We start from the raw sequence: 15025 nt of genomic DNA on the forward strand, positions 1-15025 counted from the left end.
CAAGGTCACGCTGATTGCCCCGATCGCGATGGAAGATGGGCTGCGTTTTGCAGTGCGCGAAGGAGGCCGTACCGTCGGCGCCGGCGTCGTTTCGAAGATCGTCGAGTAACTCGCGGGTTGGGGTCTACTTTGCTAGACTCCATCGACGGCGCGGCCGATGTGGCCGCCTATGTTTCTGCAGGGCAGTAGCTCAACTGGTAGAGCAGCGGTCTCCAAAACCGCAGGTTGGGGGTTCGAGCCCCTCCTGCCCTGCCATTTTTTAGGAAGCGGCATTCATGTCAGAAAAAGTGAAACTCTATGCTGCGGCATTTTTTGCTGCCTTGGGGGTGCTCGCCTATTTTCTGATTCCGCTCCATTTCGGCACGTACGTACCCAGTATCGCTCTGATTGTGGGTCTCCTGTTCGCGCTAGGCTTTTTTGCCTGGAGCGAGGGCGCGTCTACACTGCTGCAGTTCTTTCGTGAGGCCTATGTAGAGCTGCGCAAGGTGGTGTGGCCCAGCCGCCCTGAACTGCTGCGCAGCACCGCAGTCATTCTCGGGCTGATCATTGTCATCGCTCTGTTTTTGTGGCTGGTGGATCTGGCCTTGCTGGCGGTCGTGCGTTTTGCCTTGGGAGGCGCCTAGTCATGGCAATGCGTTGGTATGTGGTACATGCCTTTTCCAGTTTCGAAAAGCGGGTGCAGGCAGAGATCCGTGAGCGCGCTCGGCGCGAGGGTTTGGCGGATCAGTTTGGTGAAATCCTGGTCCCGGTGGAGGAAGTGGTAGAGATGCGCAATGGGCAGCGGGCAACCTCCCAGCGGATGTTTTACCCGGGGTATGTGCTGGTGCAAATGGAGATGAACGATCTGACCTGGCATCTGGTCAAAAACACGCCGCGGGTTACCGGGTTCGTGGGCGGGAGTGTCGGTAAACCGCATCCTCTCTCCGAGGCAGAGGCCGACGCGATTCTCAAGCGGATCAAGGAAGGGGTGGAGAAACCGCGTCCCAAGTTCACTTTTGAGCCAGGTGAGCAGGTTCGCGTCATTGAAGGTCCCTTCAAGGACTTCAATGGCGTGGTGGAAGAGGTGAATTTCGAGAAGAGCAAACTGCGCGTCTCGGTAACCATTTTTGGACGCTCCACTCCAGTGGAGCTGGATTTCGGTCAGGTCGAAAAGATCTGATTTTATCATCTGAGGGAGCCGCACGGCGCTTGTACCTCAAGGAGTCAGCATGGCAAAGAAAATTACGGGCTATATCAAGCTCCAGGTGAAGGCCACCCAGGCCAACCCCAGTCCACCTATTGGTCCGGCTTTGGGCCAGCGCGGCTTGAACATCATGGAGTTTTGCAAGGCATTCAATGCGCAAACCCAAGGCATTGAGCCGGGATTGCCGCTGCCGGTGGTCATCACGGTGTTTGCCGACAAGAGCTTCAGTTTCATCGTCAAGACGCCGCCAGCGCCGGTGCTGCTGCTGAAAGCTGCTGGGCTCAAGTCAGGTAGTGGACGTCCCAACACCAACAAGGTCGGTAAGGTGACGGAAGCTCAGGTAGAAGAAATTGCCAAGACCAAGTTGCCGGATCTGAATACTGAGGACCTGGAAGCGGCCAAGCGCAGCATTCGTGGAACGGCCCGCAGTATGGGTCTGACGGTGGAGGGATAAGCGATGGCACAGAAATCGAAGCGTATCATTGCGGCGCGCGCCCTGATCGACCGCAGTCAGCGCTATAATCTCGAAGAGGCGCTGGCTCTGGTAAAGCAGACGGCCACCGCCAAATTTCCGGAATCGGTGGATGTCGCGATCGGTCTCGGCATTGATCCGCGAAAGTCGGACCAGGTGGTCCGCGGCGCGGTGGTGCTCCCCAAGGGTACTGGCAAGACGATGCGTGTAGCAGTCTTCGCCACCGGCGAAAAGGCCAGCGAAGCCAAAGAGGCGGGTGCCGATCTGGTGGGTATGGAAGATCTCGCCGAGCAGGTAAAGGCGGGGCAGATGGATTTCGATGTGGTCATCGCCACCCCAGATGCCATGCGCGTGGTGGGCGCCCTGGGTCCGGTGCTGGGCCCGCGTGGTTTGATGCCCAATCCGAAGGTCGGCACGGTAACCGCCGACGTTCGCACGGCGGTGCAAAACGCCAAGGGCGGTCAGGTCCGTTACCGCGCTGACAAGGGTGGTATCGTCCACAGCAGTATTGGCAAGGCATCTTTCTCGGTAGAGGACCTACATGCCAACTTCCTCGCACTGCTCGACAGCGTGAAGAAGGCGAAGCCGGCCACCAGTAAAGGTATTTATATTCGCAAGATCAGTGTCAACCCGACCATGGGCCCCGGCGTCGCCGTGGATCCTGCCGGGTTGTAAGAGGAATTCTGCCATTTTGGCGGGATGTGTCGGCGCAAGCCGGCGTTCAAAGACCGCAGGGGGCCTCTGCCTCAAACCCATACCCTGCGTAGGCGACGGCGCGCCAGGAATTTCTGGCCGCCTCTGTCCAACTGGAGGTAGCAAACCGTGAGTCTCAAACTCGCTGATAAAGAGCAAGTAGTTGCTGCCCTGCAAGCAAAGTTGGCGAATGTGCAAGCGATGGCGGTAGCCGAGTACCGGGGTCTGAGCGTCGCTCAGATGACGGCGCTCCGTGTTGCGGCGCGCAAGCAGTCAGTGCATGTGCAGGTGGTCAAGAACACCCTCCTCAAACGTGCATTGGCAGACACCGACTTTGCGGTGATGAATCCGTTGCTCAGCGGTCCCCTGGTTTTCGCGGCCAGCGAAGATCCCGTGGCCGTGGCCAAGGTCCTGACCGACTTTGCCAAGGGCAACGACAAATTCGTCATTACCGGTGGTGCCCTGGGAGCCAAGTTGATGGATGCGAAGGCGCTCCAGCAGCTCAGCAAGATGCCCTCGCGGGAAGAATTGCTGGCCAAGCTCATGGGAACCATGCAGGCACCCATCTCTACCTTTGTGCGTACCCTCAACGAGGTTCCCGGGCGTTTCGTCCGCACCCTCGCGGCTGTGCGCGATCAAGCAGCGTAATTCATTTTTAGGAGCAACAAGATCATGGCCTTATCAAAAGCAGAAATTCTGGATGCCATTGCTGGCATGACCGTCCTCGAGCTCTCCGAGCTGATCAAGGACATGGAAGAGAAGTTTGGCGTATCCGCCGCTGCGGTTGCCGTGGCTGCCCCGGGTGCCGCTGCGGGTGGTGCGGGCGAAGCGTCTGCTGCAGCGGAAGAGCAGACAGAATTTGACGTCATCCTGACCAGCGCTGGTGCCAACAAGGTAAATACCATCAAGGTGGTGCGTGCCATTACCGGTCTGGGTCTGAAAGAAGCCAAGGACCTGGTGGATGGCGCCCCGAAGCCGGTCAAGGAAGGTATTGCCAAGGCGGAAGCGGAAGACATCAAGAAGCAGTTGGTGGAAGCGGGTGCCGAGGCCGAGATCAAGTAAGATTTTCTGTCTCTACCCTACATGGCTGGCGACCTTTGGTCGTCAGCCCCTCATTATTGGCGGCATGCCGTCTTTTTGGTTCGTAATCTAGCGACTATCGCGCGGAGCACTCATGGCCTACTCTTTTACGGAAAAGAAACGGATTCGTAAAGACTTTGGTAACAGCCAAAGTATCCTTCCGGTGCCTTACCTGTTGGCGACCCAGATGGATTCTTATCGCGAGTTTCTCCAGGCTGAAACTCCCGCTGCGGCGCGCAGCGATACGGGCCTCGAAGCGGTATTCCGCTCGCTCTTCCCCATGGAGAGCTATTCTGGCAATGCGCGACTGGACTATGTCAGTTATCGTCTCGAACGTCCGGTCTTCGATGTCATGGAGTGTCATCAGCGCGGCGCTACCTATTGCGCCGGCCTGCGCGTACGCCTGCGTCTGGCGCTCTATGAAAAGGACGACAGCACAGGGGCGAAGCGCATCAAGGACGTCAAGGAACAGGACGTGTACATGGGTGAGCTGCCGTTGATGACTGAGCATGGCTCTTTCATCATCAATGGCACCGAGCGGGTGATCGTGTCGCAGCTGCATCGGTCGCCGGGCGTGTTTTTTGCCCATGATGCCGGCAAGACCCATTCGTCCGGGAAATTGCTCTTCAACGCGCGCATCATTCCCTACCGTGGTTCCTGGCTCGATTTTGAGTTTGATCCGAAGGATCACCTCTACGCACGCATCGACCGGCGCCGGAAGCTGCCGGCAACGACGCTGTTGCGTGCTCTTGGCTATGGTACGCAAGATATCTTGGGCATGTTCTTCGATACCGAGGAGTTCCGCATCGAAGGCGCGCAGATCTTCTACCAGCTGCGTCCCAGCCGTGTGCAGGGCGACATTGCCGTATTCGATGTGGCGCATCCCAAAACCGGCGAGATCATCATCGCCAAGGGTAAGCGCATTACCGCCCGTCATGTACGACAACTCCAGGAGATCGGTGAGACGATCGAGGTGGAAGTGCCGGAAGTGTTTTTGCTGGGCAAGGTCCTCGCCCGCGATCTGGTGGATGAAGTTACTGGCGAACTTGTGCTTCAGGCCAACGATCTGATCGATGACGAGGCGTTGAAAAAGCTGCGCCAAGCTGCGCCCTTGCATATCCAAACTCTGTACATCAACGAAGTTGATCGCGGTCCGTACATTTCTGAGACCCTGCGCATCGATACCGCGCGGGATGCCCATGAGGCACAGATCGAGATCTATCGTTTGATGCGTCCGGGTGAGCCACCGTCCAAGGATTCGGCGCAGACCCTGTTCCAGGGATTGTTCTTCAGCCCCGAGCGTTACGATCTCTCGCAGGTGGGACGGATGAAGTTCAATCGCCGTGTCGGCCGGGAAGAAATTACCGGCGCGGGGGTGCTGAGCAACGAGGACATCATTGCGGTGATGAAGGTCTTGGTGGATCTGCGCAATGGTATCGGCGAGATTGATGACATCGACCACCTGGGGAACCGGCGTGTACGCTCTGTCGGCGAACTCATGGAAAATCAGTTCCGTCTGGGACTGGTGCGCGTTGAACGGGCGGTCAAGGATCGTCTGGCGCTGGCCGAGAGCGAAGGTCTGACTCCGCAGGATCTGATCAATGCCAAACCGATTGCGGCAGTGGTCAATGAATTTTTCGGCTCGAGCCAGCTTTCGCAGTTTATGGACCAGACCAACCCGCTCTCCGAAGTCACTCACAAGCGCCGTGTCTCGGCGCTGGGACCGGGCGGTTTGACGCGTGAGCGCGCTGGCTTCGAAGTGCGCGACGTGCATCCTACCCACTACGGACGAATTTGCCCGATCGAGACGCCGGAAGGACCTAACATCGGCCTGATCAACAGTCTCGCTTGTTTTGCCCGTACCAACGCCTACGGCTTTCTGGAGACCCCTTATCGCAAGGTGATCGACGGGCAGGCCACGGATGAGGTGATCTACCTGTCTGCCATCGACGAAGGTGACTACGTCATCGCCCAGGCGAACTCGCCGCTGGGCCCGGACAATCACCTGCTGGATGAGCTCGTCTCCTGCCGAAACAAGGGCGAGACACTGTTGGTAGCGCCGGATCAGGTACAGCTCATGGATATCTCGCCGCGGCAGATCGTTTCCGTGGCGGCGAGCCTCATTCCCTTCCTGGAACATGACGACGCCAACCGGGCTCTCATGGGTTCGAACATGCAGCGGCAGGCGGTACCTACCGTGCGTTCCGATGCCCCGATGGTGGGTACGGGTATGGAGCGGGTCGTCGCCATCGACTCTGGTGCGGCCATTACCGCTCGTCGTGGTGGCGTCGTGGATAGTGTCGACGGTGCGCGTATCGTTGTGCGCGTCAATGACGACGAAACGCAGCCTGGGGAACCGGGAGTAGATATCTATAACCTGGTGAAGTATTCGCGCTCCAACCAGAATACCACCCTCAACCAGAAGCCGATCGTACGCGTTGGCGATGAGGTTGCGCGGGGAGACGTTCTGGCAGATGGCCCGAGTACGGAACTGGGGGAATTGGCCCTGGGACAGAACATTCTGGTCGCTTTTACCCCCTGGAACGGCTACAACTTCGAGGACTCCATCCTCATTTCCGAGCGCGTGGTGGCGGAAGATCGCTATACCACCATCCATATCGAGGAGTTCCCGGTCTATGCCCGGGATACGAAACTCGGGCCGGAAGAGATTACCCGCGACATTCCCAACGTCTCCGAAGGCGCCCTGCGCCACCTGGATGACTCCGGTATTGTCGTGATCGGCGCGGAGCTTGGCCCGGGCGACATCCTCGTCGGCAAGGTCACCCCCAAAGGTGAGACGCAGCTCACCCCCGAGGAGAAGCTCCTGCGCGCGATCTTTGGCGAGAAGGCCTCGGACGTGAAGGACAATTCCCTGCGCATGCCGGCAGGTATGTATGGTACCGTCATCGACGTGCAGGTCTTCACCCGCGATGGCATCGACAAAGACGCGCGGGCCAAGGCGATCGAAGAGGAACAGCTCAAGAAAATTCGCAAAGACGTGCAGGATGAGTACCGCATTTTCGAGGCGGATACCTACCAGCGGATCGAACGCCTGTTGCTTGGCAAGGTGGCTGAGGGTGGTCCCGCGGGTCTTGCGGCCGGAGCAAAGGTCACCAAGACCTATCTGAAGGAGTTGGCGCGGGACCGCTGGTTCGATATTCGCCTGCGCAGTGAGGAGAGTAACGAGGCGCTGGAGCAAATCCGCGCCCAGCTCGAGCAGCAGCGCGAACGTCTGGATGCGGTTCTGGAAGAGAAGCGGCGGAAGCTGACCCAGGGCGATGACCTGAGCCCGGGTGTGCTGAAGATGGTGAAGGTGCACGTGGCCGTGAAGCGGCAGTTGCAGCCCGGCGACAAGATGGCCGGTCGCCACGGCAACAAGGGTGTGGTCTCCAAGATCGTACCAGTGGAAGACATGCCCTACCTAGCCGATGGAACGTCTGTCGATATCGTCCTTAATCCCCTCGGCGTACCATCGCGTATGAACGTCGGGCAGATCCTCGAAACCCACCTGGGCTGGGCAGCCAAGGGTCTGGGACGACGTATTGCGGAAATGCTCGACCAGCAGCGGGCTATGGCTGAGCTGCGCGGATTTCTTACGGAAATCTACAATCGCACGGGCAAGATAGAAGACATCGACAGCCTGAGCGATGACGAGGTGCTGGCGCTAGCTCAGAATCTACGCAATGGTGTACCCATGGCGACCCCGGTCTTCGATGGGGCGAGCGAAGAAGACATTCGCGATATGCTCGAACTCGCCGGCCTGCCGCGGAGTGGCCAGGTCACCCTCTATGATGGCCGTAGCGGTGAAGCCTTTGATCGTCCCGTCACCGTGGGCTACATGTATATGCTCAAGCTGCACCATCTGGTCGACGACAAGATGCATGCCCGTTCCACGGGGCCGTACAGCCTGGTCACCCAGCAGCCGCTGGGCGGCAAGGCGCAGTTTGGCGGTCAGCGCTTCGGGGAAATGGAGGTCTGGGCCCTGGAGGCCTATGGCGCCGCCTACACACTGCAAGAAATGCTCACGGTCAAATCCGATGACGTTTCCGGGCGCAGCAAAATGTATGAATCCATCGTCAAGGGCGATTTCCGCATGGACGCGGGAATGCCGGAGTCCTTCAACGTGTTGTTGAAGGAGCTGCGGTCGCTGTCCATCGACATCGAACTGGAACAATCGGTCTAAGGTATCCGCAGGCTTCGGATAAGGAAGAGTCACTTGAACAACCTCCTCAAGCTTTTCAAGCAGAACGATCGGCAGGAAGAATTCGATGCCATCCGCATTGGCATTGCGTCGCCGGATAAGATCCGCTCCTGGTCTTACGGCGAAGTCAAGAAGCCGGAGACCATCAACTATCGGACCTTCAAACCCGAGCGCGAAGGCCTGTTCTGTGCCAAGATCTTTGGTCCAATCAAAGACTACGAGTGTCTTTGCGGTAAGTACAAACGTCTCAAGCATCGTGGCGTGGTCTGCGAAAAGTGCGGTGTGGAAGTCACGCAGGCGCGCGTGCGTCGTGAGCGCATGGGGCACATCGAATTGGCCAGCCCCGTGGCGCACATCTGGTTCCTGAAGTCCCTGCCCAGTCGCATGGGCATGATTCTGGATATGCCCTTGCGGGATATCGAGCGAGTCCTGTACTTCGAGGCCTATGTGGTTATTGATGTCGATCTCGGGGTCACGGATCTGCAGCGCGGACAGATTCTCAGCGAGGATCAGTATCTCGATGCCTTAGAAGCGTATGGTGATCAATTCCGCGCGATGATGGGCGCAGAGGGCATCCGGGAACTGCTCAAGGGCATCCCGTTGGAAAGCGAGATCGAACAGATTCGCGAGGAGCTTCTCGCCAGTAACTCTGACACTAAGACCAAGAAGCTGGCCAAGCGATTGAAGATCCTCGAGTCCTTCGTCAGTTCCGGTAACCGACCCGAATGGATGATTCTCGAAGTCCTGCCGGTGCTGCCACCGGATCTGCGTCCGCTGGTACCCCTGGATGGCGGCCGCTTTGCGACCTCGGACCTGAACGATCTCTATCGGCGGGTGATCAACCGTAACAACCGCCTTAAGCGCCTGCTCGAACTGAAGGCTCCGGACATCATCGTGCGCAACGAAAAACGCATGTTACAGGAGGCGGTGGATGCGCTGCTCGACAATGGCCGTCGCGGGCGCGCCATTGCCGGTCCGAACAAGCGCCCGCTCAAGTCCCTGGCTGACATGATCAAGGGCAAGCAGGGACGTTTTCGGCAGAACCTGCTCGGCAAGCGGGTCGACTACTCCGGTCGTTCGGTGATTGTCGTGGGTCCGGAGTTACGTCTGCATCAGTGCGGCCTGCCGAAAAAAATGGCGCTGGAACTATTTAAGCCCTATATTTTCAACAAGCTGGAAGAGCGCGGACTGGCGACCACGATCAAGGCTGCGAAGCGCCTGGTGGAGGCCGAAAAGCCGGAGGTCTGGGATATTCTCGAAGAGGTGATCCGCGAACACCCGGTGATGCTCAACCGCGCGCCCACTCTGCACCGTCTGGGTATCCAGGCATTTGAGCCGGTGCTGATCGAGGGCAAGGCGATCCAGTTGCATCCCTTGGTCTGTGCTGCCTACAACGCCGACTTCGACGGTGACCAGATGGCCGTGCACGTCCCGCTTTCTCTCGAAGCGCAGCTCGAAGCACGCACGCTGATGATGTCAACCAACAACATCCTCAGCCCGGCCAACGGCGATCCGATCATCGTCCCATCCCAGGACATCGTATTGGGTCTGTACTACATGACCCAGGAACGCCTCGACGCCAAGGGGCAGGGGATGCGCTTTGCCGACAGTGCCGAGGTACGCCGCGCCTACGACAACGGCGAGGTCGGTATGCACGCGCGTATCACCATGCGTTTCCGTGGTGAACGCATCGAGACCACGGTGGGCCGTGCCCTGCTCAGCGACATCCTGCCCGAAGGCTTGCCGTTTGCGGTGATCGATCGGGTGCTGAAAAAGAAGGCTATCGCCGAACTGATCAACACCTGTTACCGCACCCTCGGTGTCAAGGACACGGTCGTCTTTGCCGATCAACTCATGTACACCGGTTACCGCATGGCGACCCGTGCTGGCATCTCCTTCGGCGCCGGCGATATGGTCACGCCGCCAGAAAAGGACGTCATCCTGGCACGCTCCGAGGACGAGGTGAAGACCATCCAGGATCAGTACACCTCTGGTCTGGTCACCGAAGGCGAGCGCTATAACAAGGTGGTCGATATCTGGTCGCGCGCCACCGAAGAGGTCGCCAAGGCGATGATGGACCGGGTGAGCAAGGAAAAGGTCACCCTGCCCGATGGCAAGGAAACCGAGCAGGTCTCCTTCAACTCCATCTACATGATGGCCGACTCCGGCGCGCGCGGATCGGCGGCGCAGTTACGCCAGCTGGCCGGTATGCGCGGACTGATGGCCAAGCCGGATGGCTCGATCATCGAAACGCCGATCACCGCAAATTTCCGCGAAGGGCTGAATGTATTGCAGTACTTCATTTCCACCCACGGCGCGCGAAAAGGCCTCGCCGACACTGCCCTGAAAACCGCCAACTCCGGGTACCTCACTCGTCGTCTGGTAGACGTGACCCAGGATCTGGTGGTGGTCGAGCATGACTGCGGCACCGAGGATGGTCTGCCGATGATGGCCCTGGTGGAGGGCGGTGAGGTGGTCGAAGCGTTGCGCGAGCGCGTGCTCGGGCGGGTGACGGCGGAGGATATTTTGCATCCGAACACCGGTGAGGTTGCCATTCCGCGGAATACCTTGCTTACTGAGCAGTTGCTTGGGCAGCTCGACGAACTGGGCGTGGACTCCCTCAAGGTGCGGTCTCCCCTGACCTGCAAATCGCGTTATGGTGTCTGTGCCCTTTGCTATGGGCGCGATCTGGCGCGCGGTCACCTGGTCAACGCAGGCGAAGCAGTGGGTGTGATCGCTGCGCAGTCCATTGGCGAGCCCGGCACCCAGCTGACCATGCGGACCTTCCACATCGGTGGGGCGGCAAGTCGTGCTGCGGCGCAGAGTAGCATCGACATCAAGCAGGGTGGCTTGATTCGCTACCACAGCAGCTTGCGGTCGGTGGAGCACCCCAGTGGGCGCCACGTGGTCGTCGGCCGTAATGGCGAAATTGCCGTCACCGACGAGCAAGGTCGGGAAAAAGAACGCTATAAAGTGCCTTATGGTGCCACCATCCTGGTCCAGGATGGCGAGGCAGTAACGCCTGGCAAGCGCATTGCCGAGTGGGATCCGCATACGCGCCCCATTGTCAGCGAGATCGCGGGTACGATCTCGCTGCAGGATGCCATTGAGGGCCAGAGCGTCATCTCCCAGACCGACGACATCACCGGCCTGAGCACCCAGGCAGTGATCGATCCCAAACAGCGTCCGACCAGCGGCCGCGATCTGCGTCCTGTGGTCCTTCTGCAGGATGCCAAGGGCAAGGATCTCAAGTTGCCGGGGACGGATCTTCCTGCGCGTTACTACCTGCCACCGCGTGCGATCATCGCCGTCCAGGATGGCACGCAGGTGCAGCCTGGTGACACTCTGGCGCGTCTGCCAGTAGGCACCAGTAAGACCCGTGACATCACCGGTGGTTTGCCGCGTGTGGCCGAGCTTTTCGAAGCTCGGCGTCCCAAGGACTATGCCATCATTGCCGAGCATTATGGTATCGTCAGTTTTGGCAAGGACACCAAGGGCAAGCAGCGCTTATTGATCACCGACGAAAATGGTGATACGCACGAGTATCTCATTCCCAAGGGACGTCACGTCACCGTCTACGAAGGTGAGCGAGTCAGCCCCGGGGAACCTCTGGTGGAAGGGCAGCCGGTACCGCACGACATCCTTCGTGTTCTGGGTGTGCAGGCATTGGCCAATTACATCGTTGACGAGGTCCAGGATGTCTATCGCCTCCAGGGTGTGCGTATCAACGACAAGCATATCGAAGTCATCCTGCGACAGATGTTGCGTAAGGTAGAGATCACCCACGCGGGTGACAGCAGTTTCATCACTGGCGATCAGGTCGATCGCGCCCGGGTAGAGGAAGAAAATTCCGCCCTCGAAGCAGCAGGCAAGGAGCCGGCGCGGTTCACGCCGATGCTGCTTGGTATTACCAAGGCGAGTCTGTCCACGGAGTCCTTCATCTCTGCGGCCAGCTTCCAGGAAACCACCCGCGTTCTCACCGAGGCGGCGGTTTCCGGGCGCGTCGATGATCTGCGTGGCCTGAAGGAAAATGTGATTGTCGGCCGTCTGGTGCCTGCCGGCACCGGGCTTGCCTATCACGAGCACCGCCGTCGACGCAATCGCGGCGAGAGTTTGTTCGACGGTGGCAGCGAGAGCGAGACGGAAACGGTCGCTGCTAGCTGAACGAGACTTCGCAGTGCCCTGATCTTTCTTGACAGTTCGAGCGCGCGTCCATAAAATGCGCGCTCTCATTGGCGGCAGGTGACGAGCCGCCCTTCGTTTTTGGAGAAGGTATGCCCACACTGAACCAGTTGGTCCGCAAGCCGCGCAAGGCTCCGGTGGCCAAGAGCAAGGTACCCGCCCTAGAGGCCAATCCGCAGAAGCGGGGTGTCTGTACCCGCGTTTACACCACCACGCCGAAAAAGCCCAATTCTGCGTTGCGGAAAGTCGCGCGTGTGCGTCTGACGAATGGCTACGAAGTCAGTAGCTACATACCGGGTGAGGGGCATAACCTGCAGGAGCACTCCGTCGTTCTGATCCGCGGCGGACGCGTGAAGGATCTGCCGGGTGTTCGCTACCACATCATTCGTGGCACCCTCGACACCGCTGGCGTCAAGAATCGCAAGCAGCGGCGGTCGAAATACGGCGCCAAGCGGCCCAAGTAAGGGTTCCGGATTCCAAGGAGTAGAGAGATGCCAAGACGTAGAGAAGTGCCCAAGCGGATCGTGTTGCCGGATCCCAAGTATAAGGAAGAAGTCCTTGCCAAATTTGCCAACGTCCTCATGCGCGATGGCAAGAAGAGTGTCGCCGAAAAGATTGTGTATGGCGCCCTGGATATCGTCGCCGAGAAGAGCAAGGCGGATGCCATTGAGATCTTCCGCAAGGCTTTGGACAACGTGCGTCCGGTAGTGGAAGTCAAAAGCCGGCGTGTTGGTGGCGCTACTTACCAGGTGCCGGTGGAAATCCGCAGCGATCGCCGAATGGCGCTAGCCATGCGCTGGCTGCGCGACTCCGCCCGCAAGCGGAATGAGAAGTCCATGGGCAATCGCCTGGCAGCGGAGATTCTCGAGGCGGCGGAAAATCGTGGAAACGCCGTCCGCAAGCGGGAAGAAACGCATCGCATGGCCGAGGCCAATAAGGCATTCTCGCACTTCCGCTGGTAACTCTTTTCGCTTCGCAATCGCAAGGACTCATTCGTGGCGCGCACAACCCCCATCGAACGTTATCGTAACATCGGCATCATGGCCCACATTGATGCTGGTAAAACCACTACTACCGAACGCATCCTGTTCTATACCGGTGTTTCCCACAAGATCGGTGAGGTGCACGAAGGTACAGCGGTCATGGACTGGATGGCGCAGGAGCAGGAGCGTGGTATCACCATCACCTCCGCGGCGACCACCTGTTTCTGGAAGGGTATGGATGCCAAGCGTGCCGAGCACCGTATCAACATCATCGATACGCCCGGACACGTCGATTTCACCATCGAAGTCGAGCGCTCTCTGCGTGTGCTCGACGGCGCAGTCGCCGTATTCTGTGCCGTTGGCGGTGTGCAGCCGCAGTCGGAAACGGTATGGCGGCAGGCCAACAAATACGGCGTGCCACGCATGGCCTTCGTCAACAAGATGGACCGCCAGGGTGCCAATTTTCAGCGCGTGGTTGAACAGATCCGCGGCAAGCTGAAAGGCAACGCTGTGGCCATCCAGCTGCCGATCGGTGAGGAAGAGCGCTTCCGTGGTGTGATTGATCTGATGAAAATGAAGGCGATCAACTGGGACGATGCGACGCAGGGCACCACCTTTGTCGAAGAAGAGATTCCCGCCGATCTTCAGGAAGCTGCTGAGGCAGCGCATCATGTGATGGTCGAAGCGATTTGCGACACCGATGAAGAGTTGATGATGAAATACCTCGAGGGCGAGGAGATTTCCATTGACGAGCTCAAGATTGCCCTGCGCAAGGCGACAATTGCCAGCGAAATCGTTCCGGTGCTTTGTGGTAGCGCCTTCAAGAACAAGGGCGTGCAGGCCATGTTGGACGCGGTTCTGGATTACATGCCCTCGCCAGTCGATATCCCAGCGGTGAAGGGGGTCGATCCCGATACCGGCGCCGATATGAGTCGTGCTGCCAGTGATACGGAGCCGTTCTCCGCGTTGGCCTTCAAGATCATGACGGATCCCTTCGTCGGACAGCTCACCTTCTTCCGCGTGTATTCCGGCGTTCTCAATGCAGGATCCACGGTGTATAACCCGGGGCGGGGACAGCGCGAGCGCATCGGCCGCATCCTGCAGATGCATGCCAATGAACGGCAGGAAATCAAGGAAGTGCTGGCCGGCGACATCGCGGCGGCTGTGGGTCTGAAAACGGCATACACCGGCGATACCCTCTGTGATATGGATAAGCCCATCATCTTGGAGCAGATGGAATTCCCGGAGCCGGTCATTCACGTGGCGGTAGAGCCCAAGACCAAGAGCGATCAGGAGAAGATGGGTATCGCGCTGGGCAAGTTGGCCCAGGAGGATCCCTCCTTCCGGGTGCGTACCGATCAGGAATCCGGGCAGACTATCATCTCCGGTATGGGCGAGCTGCATCTGGAGATTATCGTCGACCGCATGAAGCGCGAATTCAACGTCGATGCGACCGTTGGTGCGCCACAGGTGGCTTATCGCGAAACGATTCGTAAATCTGTCGAGGCAGAGGGTAAGTTCGTGCGGCAATCCGGTGGTCGTGGTCAGTACGGCCACGTCTGGTTGCGTCTTGAGCCACTGGAACCCGGTTCAGGCTTCGTGTTCGAAAATGCCGTAGTCGGCGGTGTGGTCCCCAAAGAATATATAGGGCCAACCGAAAAGGGTGTGCAAGAGGCTTTGGAAAGTGGTATAGTCGCCGGCTTTCCGGTGGTGGATGTCAAGGTTACCATCTTCGATGGCTCCTATCATGACGTCGACTCTTCCGAGGCGGCGTTCAAGATCGCCGGATCCATGGGCTTCAAAGCGGGTGCCGCCAAGGCAAACCCGGTGCTACTCGAGCCCATCTTTGCGGTGGAAGTGGTGACACCGGAAGAGTACATGGGCGACATCATCGGCGACATTAATAGTCGCCGCGGAGTGATCCAAGGTATGGATGATGAGGCAGGGGCCAAGATCATCAAGGCTGAAGTCCCGCTGGCAGAGATGTTTGGGTATGCCACTACGGTCCGTTCCCTGTCGCAGGGGCGAGCCACTTACAGTATGCAGTTCGAGAAGTATATGGAAGTGCCTGGGCATGTTGCCGAGGCCGTTGTCAAGAAAAGTCAGCGCTGAGTTGTAACGGGAGAAGGTAGTCATGTCCAAGGGAAAGTTTGAGCGGACGAAGCCGCACGTAAACGTGGGAACGATTGGTCACGTGGATCACGGCAAGACCACGCTGACGGCGGCGCTGA

The 15025-nt window shown here is 58.7% G+C and carries 13 protein-coding genes and 1 tRNA gene; all 14 read left to right on the plus strand.

Annotated elements, in window-relative coordinates; all coding sequences use genetic code 11:
- The first annotated feature begins 13 nt into the window (after positions 1-13).
- Positions 14-109, plus strand: a complete 96-nt coding sequence (locus AC2VNM_RS06655) for an EF-Tu C-terminal domain-related protein (protein ID WP_486913056.1) — start codon at positions 14-16, stop codon at positions 107-109.
- 70 nt (positions 110-179) lie between these two features.
- Positions 180-255 (plus strand) — tRNA-Trp (locus AC2VNM_RS06660).
- Between the two features lie 20 nt (positions 256-275).
- Positions 276-623, plus strand: coding sequence for a preprotein translocase subunit SecE (gene secE, locus AC2VNM_RS06665; RefSeq protein ID WP_483165736.1), 348 nt, complete (start codon positions 276-278; stop codon positions 621-623).
- Between the two features lie 2 nt (positions 624-625).
- Positions 626-1159: a transcription termination/antitermination protein NusG gene (gene nusG, locus AC2VNM_RS06670; RefSeq protein ID WP_483165735.1), complete on the plus strand. Its 534-nt coding sequence runs from the start codon at positions 626-628 to the stop codon at positions 1157-1159.
- Positions 1160-1208: 49 nt separating this feature from the next.
- Entirely contained in the window at positions 1209-1637 is a 429-nt protein-coding gene (gene rplK, locus AC2VNM_RS06675; protein ID WP_215871771.1) for a 50S ribosomal protein L11, read from the plus strand.
- A 3-nt stretch (positions 1638-1640) separates the two neighbouring features.
- Entirely contained in the window at positions 1641-2330 is a 690-nt protein-coding gene (rplA, locus tag AC2VNM_RS06680; RefSeq protein ID WP_483165734.1) for a 50S ribosomal protein L1, read from the plus strand.
- 147 nt (positions 2331-2477) lie between these two features.
- Positions 2478-2996: a 50S ribosomal protein L10 gene (gene rplJ / locus AC2VNM_RS06685; RefSeq protein WP_483165733.1), complete on the plus strand. Its 519-nt coding sequence runs from the start codon at positions 2478-2480 to the stop codon at positions 2994-2996.
- 24 nt (positions 2997-3020) lie between these two features.
- Positions 3021-3410, plus strand: a complete 390-nt coding sequence (gene rplL / locus AC2VNM_RS06690; RefSeq protein ID WP_483165732.1) for a 50S ribosomal protein L7/L12 — start codon at positions 3021-3023, stop codon at positions 3408-3410.
- Positions 3411-3522: 112 nt separating this feature from the next.
- On the plus strand, positions 3523-7611 hold the full coding sequence (gene rpoB, locus AC2VNM_RS06695; RefSeq protein WP_483165731.1) for a DNA-directed RNA polymerase subunit beta: 4089 nt from the start codon (positions 3523-3525) through the stop codon (positions 7609-7611).
- 33 nt (positions 7612-7644) lie between these two features.
- Entirely contained in the window at positions 7645-11793 is a 4149-nt protein-coding gene (gene rpoC / locus AC2VNM_RS06700) for a DNA-directed RNA polymerase subunit beta' (RefSeq protein ID WP_483165730.1), read from the plus strand.
- A gap of 110 nt (positions 11794-11903) precedes the next feature.
- Positions 11904-12275 carry a 30S ribosomal protein S12 gene (gene rpsL, locus AC2VNM_RS06705; protein ID WP_215871765.1) on the plus strand — a complete coding sequence of 124 codons (372 nt, stop codon included), beginning with the start codon at positions 11904-11906 and terminating at the stop codon, positions 12273-12275.
- Between the two features lie 27 nt (positions 12276-12302).
- On the plus strand, positions 12303-12773 hold the full coding sequence (gene rpsG, locus AC2VNM_RS06710; protein WP_483165729.1) for a 30S ribosomal protein S7: 471 nt from the start codon (positions 12303-12305) through the stop codon (positions 12771-12773).
- Positions 12774-12806: 33 nt separating this feature from the next.
- Positions 12807-14906: an elongation factor G gene (fusA, locus tag AC2VNM_RS06715; protein ID WP_483165728.1), complete on the plus strand. Its 2100-nt coding sequence runs from the start codon at positions 12807-12809 to the stop codon at positions 14904-14906.
- A 22-nt stretch (positions 14907-14928) separates the two neighbouring features.
- A partial coding sequence (locus tag AC2VNM_RS06720) for a GTP-binding protein (RefSeq protein ID WP_022970494.1) occupies positions 14929-15025 on the plus strand: 97 nt, incomplete at its 3' end.

This window comes from Acidithiobacillus sp. TH-A67 (assembly GCF_057473545.1).